Origin of the sequence: Sulfurimonas sp. HSL1-2 (genome assembly GCF_039645565.1) — a bacterium.
GTDB classification, from domain to species: domain Bacteria; phylum Campylobacterota; class Campylobacteria; order Campylobacterales; family Sulfurimonadaceae; genus Thiomicrolovo; species Thiomicrolovo zhangzhouensis.
This window is the reverse complement of record NZ_CP147914.1, coordinates 1,884,266-1,902,067: the sequence shown is the minus strand read 5'-3', so window position 1 is coordinate 1,902,067 and position 17,802 is coordinate 1,884,266. Positions and strand designations below refer to the sequence as shown.

The 17,802-nt window shown below is 56.2% G+C and carries 14 protein-coding genes; 10 read left to right on the top strand and 4 right to left on the bottom strand.

Annotated elements, in window-relative coordinates:
* The first annotated feature begins 1 nt into the window (after position 1).
* The 6 genes from WCX18_RS09795 to WCX18_RS09770 all read left to right on the top strand — a co-directional run bounded on the left by WCX18_RS09795 (position 2) and on the right by WCX18_RS09770 (position 7,966).
* Complete coding sequence (locus WCX18_RS09795) at positions 2–640, top strand: energy transducer TonB (protein WP_345987405.1); 639 nt, start codon at positions 2–4, stop codon at positions 638–640.
* 12 nt (positions 641–652) lie between these two features.
* Entirely contained in the window at positions 653–1,804 is a 1,152-nt protein-coding gene (locus WCX18_RS09790) for a hypothetical protein (protein ID WP_345987404.1), read from the top strand.
* Positions 1,801–4,947, top strand: coding sequence for a TonB-dependent receptor (locus WCX18_RS09785; protein WP_345987403.1), 3,147 nt, complete (start codon positions 1,801–1,803; stop codon positions 4,945–4,947). Before WCX18_RS09790 ends, WCX18_RS09785 begins: the two co-directional genes overlap by 4 nt.
* 86 nt (positions 4,948–5,033) lie before the next feature.
* Positions 5,034–6,401, top strand: coding sequence for an oxygen-independent coproporphyrinogen III oxidase (gene hemN / locus WCX18_RS09780; RefSeq protein WP_345987402.1), 1,368 nt, complete (start codon positions 5,034–5,036; stop codon positions 6,399–6,401).
* Between the two features lie 57 nt (positions 6,402–6,458).
* A complete protein-coding gene (locus WCX18_RS09775; RefSeq protein ID WP_345987401.1) occupies positions 6,459–7,754 on the top strand; it encodes a (Fe-S)-binding protein in 1,296 nt (431 codons plus the stop codon).
* Between the two features lie 74 nt (positions 7,755–7,828).
* Positions 7,829–7,966 carry a hypothetical protein gene (locus WCX18_RS09770; RefSeq protein ID WP_345987400.1) on the top strand — a complete coding sequence of 46 codons (138 nt, stop codon included), beginning with the start codon at positions 7,829–7,831 and terminating at the stop codon, positions 7,964–7,966.
* Here the strand turns inward: WCX18_RS09770 and WCX18_RS09765 are convergent.
* Genes WCX18_RS09765 through WCX18_RS09750 form a run of 4 tightly spaced genes read right to left on the bottom strand, consistent with a single transcriptional unit; the run spans position 7,963 to position 11,617 of the window.
* Complete coding sequence (locus tag WCX18_RS09765; protein ID WP_345990797.1) at positions 7,963–8,466, bottom strand: phosphatidylglycerophosphatase A; 504 nt, start codon at positions 8,464–8,466, stop codon at positions 7,963–7,965. The genes WCX18_RS09770 and WCX18_RS09765 overlap by 4 nt on opposite strands.
* 37 nt (positions 8,467–8,503) lie before the next feature.
* Positions 8,504–9,694: a sulfate adenylyltransferase gene (locus WCX18_RS09760; protein ID WP_345987399.1), complete on the bottom strand. Its 1,191-nt coding sequence runs from the start codon at positions 9,692–9,694 to the stop codon at positions 8,504–8,506.
* Positions 9,672–10,559: a response regulator gene (locus WCX18_RS09755; RefSeq protein ID WP_345987398.1), complete on the bottom strand. Its 888-nt coding sequence runs from the start codon at positions 10,557–10,559 to the stop codon at positions 9,672–9,674. Before WCX18_RS09755 ends, WCX18_RS09760 begins: the two co-directional genes overlap by 23 nt.
* Positions 10,556–11,617 carry a bifunctional 2-C-methyl-D-erythritol 4-phosphate cytidylyltransferase/2-C-methyl-D-erythritol 2,4-cyclodiphosphate synthase gene (locus WCX18_RS09750; RefSeq protein WP_345987397.1) on the bottom strand — a complete coding sequence of 354 codons (1,062 nt, stop codon included), beginning with the start codon at positions 11,615–11,617 and terminating at the stop codon, positions 10,556–10,558. The genes WCX18_RS09755 and WCX18_RS09750 overlap by 4 nt, the downstream gene beginning before the upstream one ends.
* Positions 11,618–11,948: 331 nt before the next feature.
* Between WCX18_RS09750 and thiC the strand changes: the two genes are divergently transcribed.
* The 4 genes from thiC to WCX18_RS09730 all read left to right on the top strand — a co-directional run bounded on the left by thiC (position 11,949) and on the right by WCX18_RS09730 (position 17,800).
* Positions 11,949–13,322, top strand: coding sequence for a phosphomethylpyrimidine synthase ThiC (thiC, locus tag WCX18_RS09745; RefSeq protein ID WP_345987396.1), 1,374 nt, complete (start codon positions 11,949–11,951; stop codon positions 13,320–13,322).
* Between the two features lie 19 nt (positions 13,323–13,341).
* Positions 13,342–14,514, top strand: a complete 1,173-nt coding sequence (locus WCX18_RS09740) for an Mrp/NBP35 family ATP-binding protein (protein ID WP_345987395.1) — start codon at positions 13,342–13,344, stop codon at positions 14,512–14,514.
* Positions 14,515–14,646: 132 nt separating this feature from the next.
* Complete coding sequence (locus tag WCX18_RS09735; RefSeq protein WP_345987394.1) at positions 14,647–15,444, top strand: polysaccharide biosynthesis/export family protein; 798 nt, start codon at positions 14,647–14,649, stop codon at positions 15,442–15,444.
* Positions 15,445–15,460: 16 nt separating this feature from the next.
* The gene (locus WCX18_RS09730) at positions 15,461–17,800 is read left to right on the top strand and encodes a polysaccharide biosynthesis tyrosine autokinase (protein ID WP_345987393.1); all 2,340 of its coding nucleotides are present in this window, start codon (positions 15,461–15,463) and stop codon (positions 17,798–17,800) included.
* The last annotated feature ends 2 nt before the right edge of the window (positions 17,801–17,802 follow it).

Genomic DNA, 17,802 nt, shown 5'->3' with positions numbered 1-17,802 from the left:
GGTGCGCACCGCTTCCCCGCTGAAAAAACACGCGCTGGCACTCCTGTGGAGCGTTTTCGGTCTCTTTTTCGTGTTCATCGTCGTCATCGAGATGAACAAGGAAGGGTGGGATGAACCTACCAAGAAGAAAGAGGCGACGGCACAGTTTGATATCCAGCAGGTTGCCCAGCCCAAACCGAAACCGAAGCCCAAACCGAAACCGAAGCCGAAAAAGGTGAAGCCCAAGCGTGCGGCACCGACGCCGAACCTCAGTTCGCAGCTCTCGGGGATCGATACGGGTCTTGAAGCCTTCCAGTCCGACGATCTGCTCAGCGACGATGCGCTGCTCGGTGATGTCGGTAAGGATATGGTCATGACCGACGATACGGTCGACCAGGCGCCGCAGCCTTCACGCCGCACGCCGATCGAGTATCCGAAAAAGGCCCGCAAGATGGGTGTTACGGGTTATGTACTGATGAACCTGCTGATCAACAAGCAGGGGCATGTCGAAAAGGTCAAGGTGCTTGAGAGTACCCCGGAAGGCACCTTCGAGGATGTCGCCGTGGCGGCCGTCAAAACGTGGGAGTTCAAGCCGGCGCAGTACCAGGGCGAACCGGTCAAAGTATGGGCGAAGCAGAAGATCCGCTTCGACCTCAATTAAGGAGGAGAACCGATGAAACAGATACTGATTGTTATGGCATTGGTCGGGGCTCTCTCCGTCTCACTGGCTGCCAAAACCGATGATGTCGATTATGTCGAACTGGGGGCGATGATGCTGCGCGACGGTCACGTCGAACGCGCCAGCGATGCCCTCAACATGGTCGATCTCAACGATACCGAGACCGACCTGCCGCGCTACTACATGCTCAAGGGTCTGGTGGAAACGAAGCAGAGCCTCTATAAAGAGGCCAATGCGGATTTCTACAAGTCCATCGAGCTGAATGAGGATACGAACGCTTCCAAACCGCTCTACCTCTATATCGCCCAGAACAGCTTCAAGCTCAAAGAGTACAAAGGGTGTATCGCGGCGCTGGATAAGGTACCCGACCTCATGGCCCAGAACCCGAAACTCTTCGGTCTCAAGGCGGAGTGTTACTGGCGTGAAGGCGATCAGGACGCGGCAATGGCCGTGCTTCGCGATGTGAACAACCGTTTCCCTGAGTACTGGGACGCCTACAAACAGCGCTTCTACTACCTTGTCTCCCTGGGGCTTTACCAGGCGGCGCTTGAAGATGCGCAGGTTTATCTGAAAAACGCGCAGGCGAACGAGACGATCCTGATCAACTTCATCAACGCCCTGCGCCAGAGCGGCCAGACGGACAAGGCGATCGAACTGGGTGAAACGGCGAACCTCCGCTACCCGAGCAGCGCCAAGGTGACGGTGATGCTCGCGCACCTCTACCTTGACAAAGAGATGATCGGTGCCGCGGCGGAGCTCTTCAACGAAGCCTCCATCGAGGACGGGAAGTACACCAACGAATCGGCGGAGATGTACCGCCGCGCCCGTGATTACGTCATGGCGCTGCTCAAGAACACGCAGATGCTCGATACGAAAGAGAAGTACAAGCAGCGTATCGCGATCTTCCTGGAGTACGGGGATTTCGAGCGTATCATCGCGACCCGCCAGGCCATGGCGCGCAGCGGCCTGATGGACGAGGAGAGCATGCGTTACGCCCTCGCCTACGCCTACTATATGGAAGGCGAGTTCGAACAGACCGAAGCGCTGCTCGAGACCCTGACGCAGCCGGACCTCTTTTCCAAGGCGGTCGAACTGCGTAAGAAAATGGAAAAATGCAAAAATAATATTTGGGAGTGCCAGCAATGATGCGTATACTTTTTTTGGTAACCTGGCTGACCATGAGCCTCTTCGCCGCGGGCGGGGAACTTTCACTCTACGTGCTCAAAGACGGCAAACCGCTTCCGGAGCAGCAGGTCGTCATCGTCAAACTGCTCTCCGACACGGAGAACGAGGCTGCGGCGTCGGAGATGTTCGGCGCCGAATGGATGACGGATGCGCAGGGTTACCTGACCACGGCAATGCCCGAAGGGCGCTACCAGCTCCAGCTGCTGGCGACGGACAACGGGACGCCCCAGGCCTTCGTCAAAAAGAACTTCGTGATCGCGCCGGGCAAACAGACCCAGATCATCCTGTCGCTCAAGACGGACAATACGCTCTCCTTCGCGGACGTCGAAGCCCCGGCCGACCTGGCCACGGAAGCGGACACCAAGAAGAGTGTCGCGCGCGTCAACGGTACGGTGGCGCTGACACTGCTCTCCGGCGAGGATGAGAAACCGGTTGCGGGTGCCCGTGTCTTCGTGCCGGGCGTGAAGGTCAACGCCGTTTCGGATGCGGCCGGTCATATCGTGATCGACCTGCCGGAGGGGAACCAGACGCTCTCGATCATCCACACCAGCTACTCTTCGCAGAACATCAAAGTGACGGTCCTGCCCAAAGAGATGGTCAGCCGCACGGTCGAGCTGAGCCCGGCGGCGATGGAACTCGAAGAGTTCGTCGTCCTGGCGCCGCAGGTCGAGGGGAGTATCGCGGCCGTCATGGCGGAGGTCCGCAACAGCGAAACGATCGCGAACGTGATCGGTTCGGCGCAGATGTCGAAGCAGGGGGACTCCAACGCGGCGAGCGCCCTGAAACGTGTCCCGGGGATTACGATCATCGGCGGCAAGTACATCTATGTCCGCGGTCTGGGTGACCGTTACTCGAACACCGAGCTCAACGGGATGTCGCTGCCCTCACCGAACCCGATCAAACGGACGGTCCCGCTGGACATGTTCCCCAGCATGGTTATCGGGAGCCTGCAGGTACAGAAGACCTTCACCCCGGACATCACCGGTGCGTTCGGCGGCGGCTACGTCAACGTGCGGACCAAGTCGAACGTCGATGAGGACCATGCCAGCATCAAGCTGGGGATCAATGCCCATGACAGCGCCGGGAAGGATGCGACCACGTATGAGGGTGCTTCCTCGGACTGGACGGGCTATGACCACAGTTTCCGCCCCTTCCCTGGCTCCTTTAACAGTGCATCCCTGCCGACGGTAGGATCGACACCGCCGACACTCAACTATACGGACGCGGAGTTGCGCTCCATGCTGCAGCGCCGTGACGTCAATGCACAGTCGACGACCGTGCCTTACGGCGGCGAAGTGCAGGTCGAGTTCGGCAAACAGTATACGATCGCCGATGAGCACGAGCTGAGCCTGCTGGCCTCCTACGGCTACAAAGGCGAATCCAGCCTGCGTACCTACACGTCCTACGACTACCTCGTCTCCCGTGACGGGGTACAGACGCCGACGCCGGACAACACCGCGACGAACGACATGCTGCAGACGACGATCCAGCACGGCGGGATTATCAGCCTGGGGTACCAGTTCCGCAACCTGGACCTGCAGTATACGAAACTCTTCGTGCTCAATACGCTCGACCAGACCCGTGACGTCAACGGGACGTTCGGCGAGAACAACTCCAAAGAGCACCAGTACTATTTCGAATGGCAGGAGCGCGAGCTCAACATCGATCAGCTCAGCGGCGGCCTTGACTACAAGCTGTGGGTCGACAACCGCTTCGATTTCGGTGCGGAGCTTGCCCAGGCGAGCGAATACGTTCCCAACGATGTCTATTACAACTACAAGCAGTACTTCTCGACGCAGCCGTACGTCTTTGCGCGTCCGGACAGCATGCTGAGCTACAGCCACCGTACGACGGACGATAAGCTTTACAACGTCTATGCGAAGAACCGCACCCAGGTGCCGATGCTCAGCGACGAGGACTACCTCGAAGCCGGGATCGTCACCGAGCATAAAGAGCGTGAAGGGCGCCGGGTCGACCTGCAGATGCAGAGTAACATCAAAGACCTCGGTGTCAGCTCCGGTCCGATCAACGGCATTATCAACTACGGCGACGGTTCGGACCTGGACTTCTCGCTGACCTCACTGCCCAGAGACCAGTACAATGCGGAGCTCGACCGCAACGCCTACTATGTCAAAGGGATGATCAAACCGACGGAGGCGATGGATATCACCTTCGGCGGACGCTACGTGGATCTGCGCCAGACGGTGGAGCAGTATCAGGTCGATAACAACATCATCGTACTGACGCCGAATACGCTGAAGTTCAACAAAGTCCTCCCGAGCCTCGGGATGACCTACCGCCTCGACGACAGCAACCAGTTCCGTCTGGCCTATTCGGAGACCTTCATCTACCCGGACTTCCGTGAGTTCGTCAATGCCGAGTTCATGCACCCGCTCTACCTGGCGAAAGTCGCGGGGAACCCGGACCTGATCGAGACGGATATCCAGAGCATCGATGCGCGCTACGAATACTATATGAACGAGACGGACGCCCTGACGGCGGCGCTGTTCTACAAGCACATGGACAACCCGATCGAGGATACCCGCGCCTTCACGACGGGTACCCTGCCGCGCTTCTCCTTCGACAACTCCAAGGCGGCGGAGCTGGCGGGGATCGAGCTGAGCTGGAACAAGCACCTCGATTTTATCGATTCGTCGCTGGAGAACGTCAGTTTCGGCGGGAACTACACCTATATCTACTCCAAGGTGGAGCTGACGCCGGAGCAGCAAGCGAAATTCGTGACCCAGGACCGCGGTCTGCAGGGGCTTTCACCGCAGGTGCTCAACCTCTCGCTGACCTACGACGACCCGAACACGCGTTCGGTCAACCTCTCGTACAACAAGATGGCCCGCCGTCTGATGCGCGTCGCGCTGAAAAACGGCGACGTTATCCTCGGGCTGGACGATTACGAGATCCCGCCGCACCTGCTCGATTTCACCTGGATCGAGAAGTTCGAGGTCGATGCGCTCAATACGACGCTGGACCTGACCTTCAAGGTCAAGAACCTCCTCGACGACGAAACGGTCTGGGAGCAGGGAAGCCAGACGACCTTCAAGTATAAAACAGGCCGCTCCTACTCCCTCTCGGTACGCGCAACCTTCTGATGGCGGCGGCAAAAGCCGCTGCTTTATCCCCCCGCAAGCCCCTTGCGGGCATAATAGCATCTTAATTTTCCTTGATGGGACAGAGCATGCTTGATTTCGCAAAATTCACCAAATATTCCAGACCGGGGCCGCGCTATACGAGCTACCCGACGGCACTGGAATTCAGCACCGACTTTGCTTACGACACCTACCTCGAAAAGCTGAAAGGGCAGGACAAGAAGCGTCCCCTTTCGCTCTATTTCCATCTCCCTTTCTGCCGCAACGCATGCTACTTCTGCGGCTGTAACGTCGTCTTTACCTCGAAGGAGGATAAAAAGATCCGCTATATCGACTACCTGAAGCGGGAGATGGATATCCTCGCACAGCACCTCGATACGTCGCGGGAGGTGATCCAGCTGCACTTCGGGGGCGGGACGCCGACCTTCTTCAGCGCCGCACAGCTCGACGAGATCATTACGGCCATCAAGGCCCACTTCCCGAACTTCGCCGCGGACGCGGAGGTGAGCTGCGAGATCGACCCGCGCCACATCGACGAGGCGCAGATGAAGGTGATGAGCGATGCCGGGTTCAACCGGGTGAGTTTCGGCATCCAGGACTTCAACGAGAAGGTCCAGGAAGCGGTGCACCGGGTCCAGCCCTACGACATCACAAAGAAGGCGATGGACCTGGCGCGCAAATACAACATGGTCAGCGTCAACGTCGACCTCATTTACGGCCTGCCGCACCAGACGCTGGCGACCTTCATGGAAACGCTGAAACTCGCCGTGACGCTGAACCCGGACCGCTTTGCGGTCTTCAACTACGCCCATGTACCGTGGCTCAAGAAGACGATGCGCAAGATCGACGAGACGACCCTGCCCAAACCGGAGGAAAAGCTCTCCATCATGCAGCAGACGATCGATTTTATGGAAAGCAACGGCTACCGGATGATCGGGATGGACCACTTCGCCAAGCCCGAGGACGAGCTCTTCAAGGCGATAGAGAAGGGGGAGCTGCACCGCAACTTCCAGGGGTATACGACCAAGGGCGGTGCGGACCTCGTCGGTGTCGGGCTCACCTCCATCGGCGAGGGCGTCGACTACTACGCGCAGAATTTCAAGGAGATGGCGGCATACGAAGCGGCCATCGACGCGGGGCGTCTGCCGTTCGAGCGCGGGGTTACGCACAGCGCTGACGACCTGATCCGCCAGCACGTCATCATGGAGCTGATGAGCAACTTCAAACTCGACATCACCCGTTTTGAAGCGAAGTTCGGCGTGAAGTTCGACGAGTATTTCGCCGATGCGCTCGAAGAGTTGCAGCCGATGGTCCACGAGGAGCTGCTCGAGATCGCGCCGGAGAAGATCGAGTGCTCCCCGACGGGCACGCTGCTCATCCGCAATATCGCGATGGCTTTCGATGCCTATATGAAAAAACACGCCGGCAGCAAGAAGACATTTTCGAAAACTGTCTGATTTGTATTAATGATCAAAAATATAAACGAATTGAAAAACATTCGCTAAAATTGCGCCATGACTAAACGGTATTCGGAAGAGATTTTCAATTTTACGGCCACGTCGGATGCGTGCATCAAGTGCGGGAAGTGTATCCCCGTCTGTACGATCCACAACGTCAATGCGGACGAGGTCACGAGCCCCCGCGGTTTCATCGACCTGCTCGGCGCCTACGAGCGCGGCCAGCTGGAGCTGGACAAGACGGCCAAGGATATCTTCGAGAGCTGCTTCCTCTGTACGAACTGTACCGACGTCTGCCCCAAATCCCTGCCCACCGACATGGTCATCGAGCAGGTGCGCGCCGATATCGCCGACAAGTTCGGCATCGCCTGGTTCAAGAAGGCCTTCTTCTTCCTGCTGCGCCACCGCCGCCTGATGGACTTTTTCATGAAGTCCGGGTACGCCTTCCAGACCTGCGGCTTCAAGATCAAGGAGCAGACCTCCTCCATGCAGCCGCGCTTCTCCCTGCCGCTGATCAAGAAAGAGCGCCTGCTGCCCTCCATGGGCAAAAAGTCCTTCCTCAACAGCTATCCGGAGATGACAAACAACGGCGGTAAGCGCAAAGTCGCCATCTTTATCGGCTGTCTGGCCAACTACAACTACACCGGCATCGGCAAATCGCTGATGGAGATCCTGGAAGTGCTGGAGATCGACGCCTTCATCCCCAAAAAGCAGCTCTGCTGCGGGGCCCCGGCCTATTTCACGGGGGATTTCGCGACGGTAGACCACAACGCGAAGAAGAACATCGAGTACTTCGAGAGCTTCATCGACGAGGTCGAGGCGATCATCATCCCCGAAGCGACCTGTTCGGCGATGATCAAGATCGACTACGAGCACTTTTTCCACGACCAGCCGGAGTGGAAAGCGCGGGCGCAGAAGCTGAAAAACAAGGTCTACATGGCGACGGAGTGGCTGGAGCAGAAGACGCACCTCTCGGAACTGCTTGCTTCCAGGGGGCGCCGCGACCTCACCGTCACCTACCACGACCCCTGCCATGCCCGCAAAATGCAGGGGGTCTACCAGGAGCCGCGCAAACTGATCGGCCAGAGCTACGCCATCAAAGAGATGAGCGACCCCAATGCCTGTTGCGGCTTCGGCGGGGTGACCATGCAGACGGAGAAGTACCACTTCGCCGAAGCGGCGGGCAAGCCCAAAGCCGCGATGATCAAGGCGAGCGGGGCGCAGGTCGTCTCCGCGGAGTGTTCGGCCTGCCGGATGCAGATCAACAATTCCATGCACCAGGCCGACGTCGACACGATCTTTAAAAACCCCATCGAACTTATTGCCGAAGCCCTGGCGCCGAATCCTTCCTGAACGGCCTCCGGCCGCTCGCACTCTGCTCACACACTTCCCGTATCATTTCGCTGATTTCATTCAAAGGAAACAGCATGAAAAAGTTGATTATTGCATTCGGTATCGCCGGTGCGCTGGCCTCAAGCGCCTTTGCGCACCACATGGCCTATTATGAAGATGCGGGGATCTATATCCCGGAGTGGTCACCCCACCTGCTGATGGAGTTCTTCTAAGCGGAAAAAGCCGCCATGGCTTTGAGGATGACCTGCCAGGCGATCGCCGCGGAGATCCCCGCGAGCACGCCGGCGAGCAGGTCGTCGCCCATCACCCCTATTCCCCCTTTTGCTTCACGGTCAATCCGGCCGATCATCGACGGTTTTTTAATGTCATAGAGACGGAAAAAGGCAAAGCCGAGCAGGCTCTGGATGGCAAAACCGTTTTCCCACTGCGTCAAGGCTTCCGGCGCGATCATCATCCCCGGTGCAATGGCGAGTGCCAGCCACATTCCGGCCAGTTCGTCGATAACGATGCGCTGGTCGTCATGGGGGTTGCCGGCCTGTTCGTGGGCGTCAATCGTTTTGACGGCGATCAGCGTAATGAGGATCGTGGCCAGGAAGAGGGTCTGCGGACCGAGGAAGAGCAGAATGGCCATCCCTGCAGGCAAAGAGACCAGGGTACCTACTGTGCCGGGGGCTTTGGGGGAGAGACCGCTGTAGCCTACGGTCAGAAACATCCAGTTGAGTTTCAAAGAGTGTCCTTTCAATACCGTCTCAGGTCAGCGATGTCGTCTGGTAGAGTTCCATCAGTTTGATGTAGAAGTCGCGGTCGGTATGCTCCTCGAGCAGACCGTTGACCGGCATGATGTCGTAGTAGAGCTTCTCGATGTTCTTGATGCGGCCCGGGAAGAGGCGGCAGAGCAGGATGGCGGAGATCTCCTTGCGCATCAGCACCGCCGGCGGCATGAGACCGGTCTTGACAAGCTCCAAAATGGAGTCGGCGTGGTAGGAGATGTGGTGGTGGTTGCCGTGCGGGCAGGTCTGGGTGCTCACCAGTGTCTTGCACTCGTTGCAGTAGACGTACTCGCGGGCGATGGCGACCTCGATATCGATGCCGTGCATGCGGTCCTTGACGGACTGGTTGCTGTTGTGGTCGTAGTACATGCCGACGCCGGCGTGGTTCTGCCCGATCATCAGCCGGTCGCAGCCGAAGTTCTTCGCGACGATGGCGTCGATGATCACTTCGTTGTAGCCGGCGAAGATGTAGCTGTACTCCAGTGGGATGATGACGACCCGGTTGCGGGGAAGGTAGTGCTCGACGAAGTAGGTGAGCGTCTGTTCCCGGATCTCGTAACTGAGATCGGCCTGGTTGTAGGGTTTGAGCAGGAAGATAACGACGAGGTCGGTGCTGTCCAGGGTCTGGCGGATGAGACGTTCATGGGCACGGTGCAGCGGGTTGGCTGCCATCATGATCGCCGTCGTATGTTTGGCATTGATGCGCTGCTTGGCCTCTTCGATGTTCTGCAGGATCGGCGCGACGGGATCGTTCAGCAGCGACAGCGTACCGCTGACGGCGAATCTGCCGAGGCGTTTCAGGGTGGAACTGACCCCGGGATGCGAGGGGTTGTCTGTGCCGTAGATATGTCGGACGCGCTCGTTGGGATCGATCTCAAACACTTCGCCGATAACGAGGGTCCCGGAGCGTTCGCCGTCGACGATCAGATCGAGGGTTTCTCCCGGCTTGGCGGCGGCGAGGATCTTCTCGTTAGTGCTACCCGCAGGGGCGAGAATGAAGGGAAAGGGGAAGGTGGTGTCGTTGAAGCGGCCTGTCGAGAGGACCTGTTTCATCTGCGCTTCGTTCATCAGCTCCGTGACCGGCGAGAGCATGCCGGCTTTGAGGATGCTGAGGGCCGAGAGCGCTTCCTGGTCGAGGAAGAGGGCGCTATTTTTTCTTGATGATGCCATACTTTTTACGCTTCTCCCAGAGGCTTTTACGCGAGATTCCCAGTTTTTTGGAGAGTTCCGTATCGGGGAATTTATGCTGATAATTTAACACGATATATTTAACATAGTCCTCGATCGGGAGGATATCACCCTGTTCGAAGACCGTGCTGTCACTTTTTATCTCAATTATCTGGACGCCTTCGACATCGACGGAGTCGGTGCTGGAGACGATGACGTTGCGCGCGTTGATCAGCTCCAGGAAGGGTTTGCGGTCGGCCTTCTTCAACGATTGGAAATCGGTGATGTAGAGCAGGGCGGAAGCCGGCGCTTTGGAGATTTCGTTGAAGGCGTTGGAGTTGTCGAGGCTGATGTAGACGAGCTCCCGGCCGTTGGATTTCGCATAATCGAAGGCGAAACGGTCGGCGTATTTCTGAAAGTTCGAGGCGATGAAGACCGGCGGTGTGACATTGTCGAGGTCCTGCGTGATCTTGACCCCCTTGAAGTGCTGGTCGAGGTAGCGCTTGTAGGTTTCGTTGGCCAGTTTGAGGCGGTTGAACTCCTGGAAATGTTCGATCTTTCTAATGAGCTCCTCGATCATAAATGGCTTGAGAATGTAGTCTTTCGCCCCGGCGGCCAGCGGCTTGGTCACGGTATCGTTGCTGATATAGGAGACCATCAGGATGACGACGGCGTCCCGGAACGCTTCGATGACGGGGTAGATGTCCTGGCCGCTGATGTTGGTCGAGAGCAGCACGACATCGTAGGCGACCCCTTTGAAAGCGTCCTGGATGGAACTGCTGATGTCGCACTGGTAGCCCAGTTCACCCAGTTTGCTGGCGATGCTCTGTGCCAAATAGATCTCGTTCTCAATAATCAATACTCTCATAACTGTGTCCAATTTATATAATTTAAGGTTGCGGAGGCCATCACGGCGACCCCCTCTTTGCGGCCGACGAAGCCGAGTTTTTCCGTCGTTGTCGCTTTGACGCCGACGCGTACGGGCGGGAGCCCGAGAATGGTCCCGAGCCGCTGCCGCATCGCTTCTTTATAAGGCGAGAGGCGCGGGGCCTGCGCCGCGATCGTGATGTCGGCGTTGACGATGCCGAATCCGTAGCGTTTTAGGCGCGTGACGACTGTGTCCAGCAGCTCGGCCGAGTCGATCCCCTTGTAGGTGTCGTCCGTATCGGGAAAAAGCATCCCGATGTCCCCAAGGCCCGCGGCGCCGAGCAGGGCGTCGATCAGGGCGTGGATGGCGACGTCGCCGTCGCTGTGGGCTTTGAAGCCGACGGGGTGGTCGATGGCGACGCCGCCGAGAACCATGCTCCCTTCGGTATCGAAGGCGTGTACATCGAACCCGTTGCCACTAAGCACTGTTGCCGCCGGTCCCTCGAAGCATGCCATTGCCTTCAGATCGGCCAGCGTCGTCAGTTTCCGGGCCGCTTCATCCCCCTCGACGAAGTGGCGGCTGCCGCCGGCGGCGACGATGGCGCTGCTTTCGTCCGTATAGGTTTCATCGGTGGCCAGGGCCGCTTTGAGCACGTCCGTCTTGGAGAGCTGCGGGGTCTGGATGCGCAGCAGCGCGCCGCGGTCGATCGTCTCGCCGTGGAAGGCGACGGTATCATGCACGCCGAGGGCCGGCACGATGCAGTCCGCTTTATCCCGTGCCGCGATGAGGCGTGAGATGAGTGCCTTGTCGATGCAGCCGCGGGCGACGTCGGTGACCATGACGTAGGGGGTCTTGACCTCGGCCAGTGCATTGCGCAGGGAGGCCTGGCGGTCGCTGCCGCCGTTGACGACACGGTACGCGCCGTGAAGTTGCATGTATGCGGTTTCCTCGGGGTGGGCGGTGATGATCACTTCTGCAAATTGTTCGCTTCGGATGAAACGATCGGTAACAAATTGCCACAGCGGTGCGTCGCCGATGCGAAGCCACTGTTTTTTCACTCCGCATTGAAACCGGCTTGAATCTCCGGCAGCTAGCAGGATAAGCGTTAAATCAGACAAAAACTATCCTCTTTACGGAAAAATGTTACGAAATTATACAGATGCAAAGCTTTTGTGATGCTTGTGTAGAATCGTAATACTTTTTCTTTTCAGGCTGGGATGCCAGCGGAAAATTGCGGCGGATAATGTATGATTCCACAAATAAGATTGCTGCAATTCGGAGTAAATTTCTCTTAATTTATTTTGAAAGATTGTCGCTCGTTCGATATGCCGTAGGCCTTTTTATCGGCGGTGACTATATTACGCCAAAGAATTGCTACAGGAGTTCGCTATGAGAACCTCATGGGTAGAGAAACGTAAGAACGATAAAGTCCGCACGCAGATGTATTATGCCAAGCAGGGCATCATTACCGAAGAGATGGAGTACGTCGCCAAAGTCGAAGATCTGTCGCCGGAGCTGGTACGCTCCGAGGTCGCCCGCGGCCGTATGATCATTCCGGCCAATGTGAACCACACCAACCTTGAGCCGATGGCCATCGGGATCGCTGCGACCTGCAAGATCAACGCGAACATCGGCTCTTCGGCGATCGCCTCGGATGTCCAGGGCGAGATCGAGAAGGTTCAGGTTTCCCAACATTATAAAGCGGATACGGCGATGGACCTCTCCACCGGCGGCGACCTCGACGAGATCCGCAAAGCGGTCATCGCCAACTCCAAGATCCCCATCGGGACAGTGCCGATCTACCAGATCCTGCACGACGTCAACAACAAGATCGAGGACCTTACCATCGAGAAGATGCTCGAGGTCCTCGAGCGCCAGGCCCAGCAGGGGGTGAGCTATTTCACCATCCACGCGGGCTTCCTGCTCGAGACGATGCCGAAGGTCGCCAAACGCAAGATGGGGATCGTCAGCCGCGGCGGTTCGCTGATGGCGGCATGGATGATGCACTACCACCGCGAGAACCCGTTTTACACGGCGTTCGACGAGATCCTGGATATCTGTGCGCGCCACGACGTCTCCCTCTCCCTGGGCGACTCGCTGCGCCCGGGCTGTCTGGCGGACGCCAGCGACGACGCCCAGCTGGGCGAACTGAAAGTCCTGGGCGAGCTGACCCTGCGCGCCTGGGAAAAGAATGTCCAGGTGATGATCGAGGGACCGGGGCACGTGCCGCTCAACCAGATCGAGCGCAACATGAAGCTGCAGCGTGAGCTCTGCCACGAGGCACCTTTCTATATTCTCGGGCCGCTTGTTACCGATATCGCGGCGGGATATGACCATATCTCCTCTGCGATCGGCGCGGCGGTCGGCGGCTGGCACGGGGCGTCCATGCTCTGCTATGTCACACCCAAAGAGCACCTGGGACTGCCGAACGCGGAAGATGTCCGCGAAGGGATCATTGCCTACAAGATCGCGGCGCATGCGGCGGACATCGCCCGCGGCCGTAAAGGGGCGCGCGATATCGATGATGAGATGAGCGACGCGCGCTACACTTTCGACTGGGAGAAGCAGTTCGAACTTGCCCTCGACTCCGAACGGGCACGTGAGTACCACGATGAGACCCTGCCGCAGGACGTCTTCAAAGAGGCGGAGTTCTGCTCCATGTGCGGACCGAAGTTCTGCTCGTACAAGATCACGCAGAACATTATGGAAAACCCAGAAGCTATCGAAGCCATCGCCAGAGAAGCGGCGGCGGCACAGCACTAAATTTTAAAAGGAAACAGTTATGACAGAAGAAATTGTTAAATCGGCATTGTCTAACGTGACGTACCCGGGCTTTACGAAAGATATCGTAACCTTCGGATTCGTCAAAGAGATCAGTGTCAACGGCAGCGACGTCAGCGTTACGGTCGATATCACTTCCAGCGCACCGGAAGTGGCGCAGCAGATCACGGACGAGGCGACCGCGGAGCTCAAGCGTGCCGGCGCGGCCAACGTCAGCATCAACATCACGGCACCGAAAATGCCGCGCGAAAGCTCCTCCAAGGGCAAGAATATCGCGCCGCAGGTGAAGAACTTCATCATGGTCAGCTCCGGTAAGGGCGGTGTCGGCAAATCGACCAGCTCCGTCAACCTGGCGATCGCGCTGGCGATGCAGGGCAAGAAAGTCGGTCTGCTCGATGCGGACATCTACGGTCCGAACATCCCGCGGATGCTCGGTGTCGAAGAGGTCAAGCCGGAGATCCAGGGCAACAAGGTCCTGCCGCTCAAAGCGTATGGGATCGAAATGATGTCCATGGGCTCCCTGATGGAAGAGGGGCAGTCGCTCATCTGGCGCGGCGCGATGATCATGAAGGCGATTGAGCAGTTCCTGCGCGACATCCTCTGGTCCGAGCTGGACTGTCTCGTCATCGACATGCCTCCGGGCACGGGTGACGCGCAGCTGACCCTGGCACAGAGTGTCCCCGTCACCCTCGGCGTCACGGTCACGACACCGCAGACGGTCTCCCTGGACGACTCCCGCCGTTCACTCGACATGTTCAAGAAACTGCACATCCCGATCGGCGGTATCGTCGAGAACATGAGCGGCTTCATCGCGCCGGATACGGGTGTCGAATACGACATCTTCGGCAAAGGTACGACAGCACCTCTCGCGAAGGAGTTCGGAACACATATCCTCGCCGAGATCCCGATCGAGCCGGCGGTCCGCATCGGCGGTGACGAAGGCAAACCTGTCACCTACGCCAAGCCGGAATCCGAAACGGCCAAGCGCTATATGAAAGCGGCCGAGGACATCTGGGCGCAGATCGAAAAGATCAACGAAGAGGGCGGCGTCGACAACATGGCGATCCAGCCAAACACCCCTCCGGGCGTTTCCGCCTGCTCCACGGCAGCGGCCCCGCAGCAGAGCACACAGAGCAGCGGCGAAAGCTGCGGCACAGGCTGCGGCTGCCACTAAAACGGTGCCCTCGCGGCACCAGTCTCCTTCACGCTTCATAACGTTTTTCCCCGGCTTAGCTTCTTTTTACACGCCATAGTCTATAATCCAACACAATATCAGACTGACATTGGAGTACCTATGCCCGTGCGATTGCTGACGACTGTCATGACCTTTTCGCTTATTCTATTCAGCGGATGCAGTATCAAACAGTACAAACTGTTTCAGGCAGAAGAGAACCAAACGATCGAATACCGTGCCACGCCGGAAAAGCTTGAAGAGAGTGTCCGGTATGAAAATAAGATTTCACCGGGTGACCGTGTCTCCATCAATGTTTTTAACGTTTACCGGCAATCGGCTGCAGGAACAGAGCAGCTGCAGGCCACGTCGGCGACGTCCACGTCATCAAGTGCCGGGACACTCTTGAACAATCAAGACGGCTACCTTGTTTCACAGGATGGGAATGTATATGTTCCATTGATCGGAGAGGTTTCTCTTCAAGGGATGACAACAGCTGAAGCGAGCAAGAGCCTCACTGAGAAGTATGCCAAATATCTTCGTCACCCTTTTGTTACCGTCAAGATTTTAAACCAGAGAGTATACGTGCTTGGGGAAGTGAAATCACCGGGGATGATCCCGGTTCTGAATGAAACAATGACGATTTTTGAAGCCATTGCGCGATGCGGAGATTTTGGTGATTACGGAAAACGCAACGATGTCATGATCATTCGCGGGAATCTTAATAACAATCCGGAAATCCGTCTGATCGATATGTCGCATATGGCGTCGTTGCATGTATCAGATCTTGTGTTGCGGCCGAACGACATCGTTTATGTCCAGCCGAGAGATATGAAAGCAACCAACATTGCGATCCGCGAGATCACGCCTATTCTCAGTTTGATCTCACAAACATTGACGACCTGGGTAGCACTTGACTACTTTACAAAATAGGGATAAAAGGGATACTTTGTCGACATTGAACGATTCGAATGCACAGATTAATATTCAGGCAATGCTAAAGGCGCTCAAAAGTGCCTGGTGGTTCATCGTTTTACTTGCAATCCTGTTTGGAGCGGGGGCGGCTGTTTATGCTTATTTACAGCCATCTGTCTACAGCGCAAACGGAACGATCAGGCTTGGTGGGGTCAAAAACCGCGACAGTGGCAGTCCGCTGATGCAGGCCATCAGCGGGAGTCAGGATGACCTCATGAGTGAAATGCAGATTCTGCAATCCCGCTATATGGCGTCGCGCGTACTCGAATCCGTCGATTTCACGACACGCTACTTTGTAAAGAGCGGATGGAAGCAGCGGGAACTTTATAAGAACGTTCCATTTATTGTGACACACTCCTATCTTAATCCCAGGGTCAAAGGGCGCACATTCGTGCTAACCCCTCTCAACGATCAGCAGTTCCGTTTGGGCCTGCTCAAGGATGAAGAGTCCTTTAACCTGGTTGAGTCGATTCGAAGGCTGTTACTGGGGATCGAAGAACCAAAAATGGAACCCATTGATTCCTCGATTCACGCCTATGGCGAGAGAATCAGCACCAAATGGTTCACTTTCGTCATTGACAAGGTGTACGAACCTGCAAAAAATCAAACCTACTCTTTTAGAATATACGACGACAAGATCGCCCAAGCATTGTCGATTCAAAGCAGGGTTAAAGTGGATATCGTCGGACGATACTCTTCTGTATTGCGGATTTCCTATTCAGACACGGTTCCTTTACGGGCACAAGAGGTTGTCAACGCTTTATGCGATGCCTATATTGATGAAGGTCTGGAACGGCAAACATCCGAGGCAGAAAAGTCTTTACAGTTTTTGGATGAGCAGCTCGAGGTCATCAGCGAGAAACTAAAGCGTTCCGAGAGCAGTCTGGAAAAATTCAAAAAGAAGAATGTACTGATCGATGTCAGTTCGCAGGCTCAAGCGACGATGACGACGTTGGCAGATTATGAAACAAAATTGACACAACTGGATTTTCAATTGAATATTGTTTCCAGTCTGGAACAATATATCGTTTCAGGGCAGGATGTGACAAATATCTCTTTTGACAGTCTGCAACTTGATACACCCGCTTTGGGAGAAATGGTTGCACAACTGCAGGAAAAACAGGCACAGGAGTCGGCACTGCTGGTCGAATATACGGAGTTCCACCCGGAAGTCGTCAAAATAACGGAACAGATCAATATTTTGAAAAACCGTATTGACAGTTCGATAGATGCCATTCAGCAAAACCTTCTGGCACAAAAGAAACGCATTGAGAAAGTTATCCAAAAATACACTAAATCGATGAAGGCCCTTCCGCAAAAAGAGTTAGAGCTTGCTAATTTACAGCGCAGTTTTATGGTCAATGAAAAAGTGTATTCATTTCTGCTCGAGCGCCGTGCGGAAACCGCTGTCCTGAAGGCCTCTACGGTTTCCAGCGTCACAGTTGTAGACACCGCGCTGTTACCAACGGGAGCAGTGAAACCTAAACGCAAAATGATTGTGGCTGTGGGAATATTACTTGGATTGGTGCTAGGACTTGGACTGGTGCTTTTGCGGGAATTCTTTAACGATACGGTCAGAAGCAAGGAAGATGTCGAACAATTGACACATATCCCGGTATACGGTGTCATTCCTATGGCCAAAGGCAAGAAGTCTGACTCGATCTTCTTCGAAGCGCTCCGGGCGCTGCGTACGAACCTGGAATTCATGCGAAGCGATACGGCGTATAAAACGATCGTCGTCACCTCGACCGTTTCGGGAGAAGGGAAGACGACGATTGCAGCCAACCTGGCGGCAATCATGGCCAAGAGTGGCAAACGCGTCATTACGCTTGACCTTGATATGCGGCGGGCAAAGCTGAGCGACCATTTCGGGCTCCAGAACGACAAGGGTGTCAGTACACTGCTGAGCCACCGCCATATGCTGGAAGAGGTCGTACAACACTCCGAAGAGGATGGGGTTGATATTATCGCTGCCGGACCGGTCCCGCCTAACCCATCAGAACTGATTATGTCCGATTATGCCAAGGAGATCATTGCGGAGCTGCGCGAGCGCTATGACTACGTCATCCTCGATACCCCGCCGGTCGGTCTGGTGACCGATGCGGCGATTCTGATGCACCGTGCGGATGCATCCCTGCTCGTGGCACGCTGCGGCTATTCGAAAAAAGAGTTTATCCGCGGGCTTGATACGCTGATCCAGGACCATAAGATCGAGCATGTCGGTCTCGTCTTTAACGGTGTGGATCTGCAGAAGAATTACGGCTACGGCTACGGCTATGGTTACAAGTACGGCGGAGACAAGTATTATACGTAAGC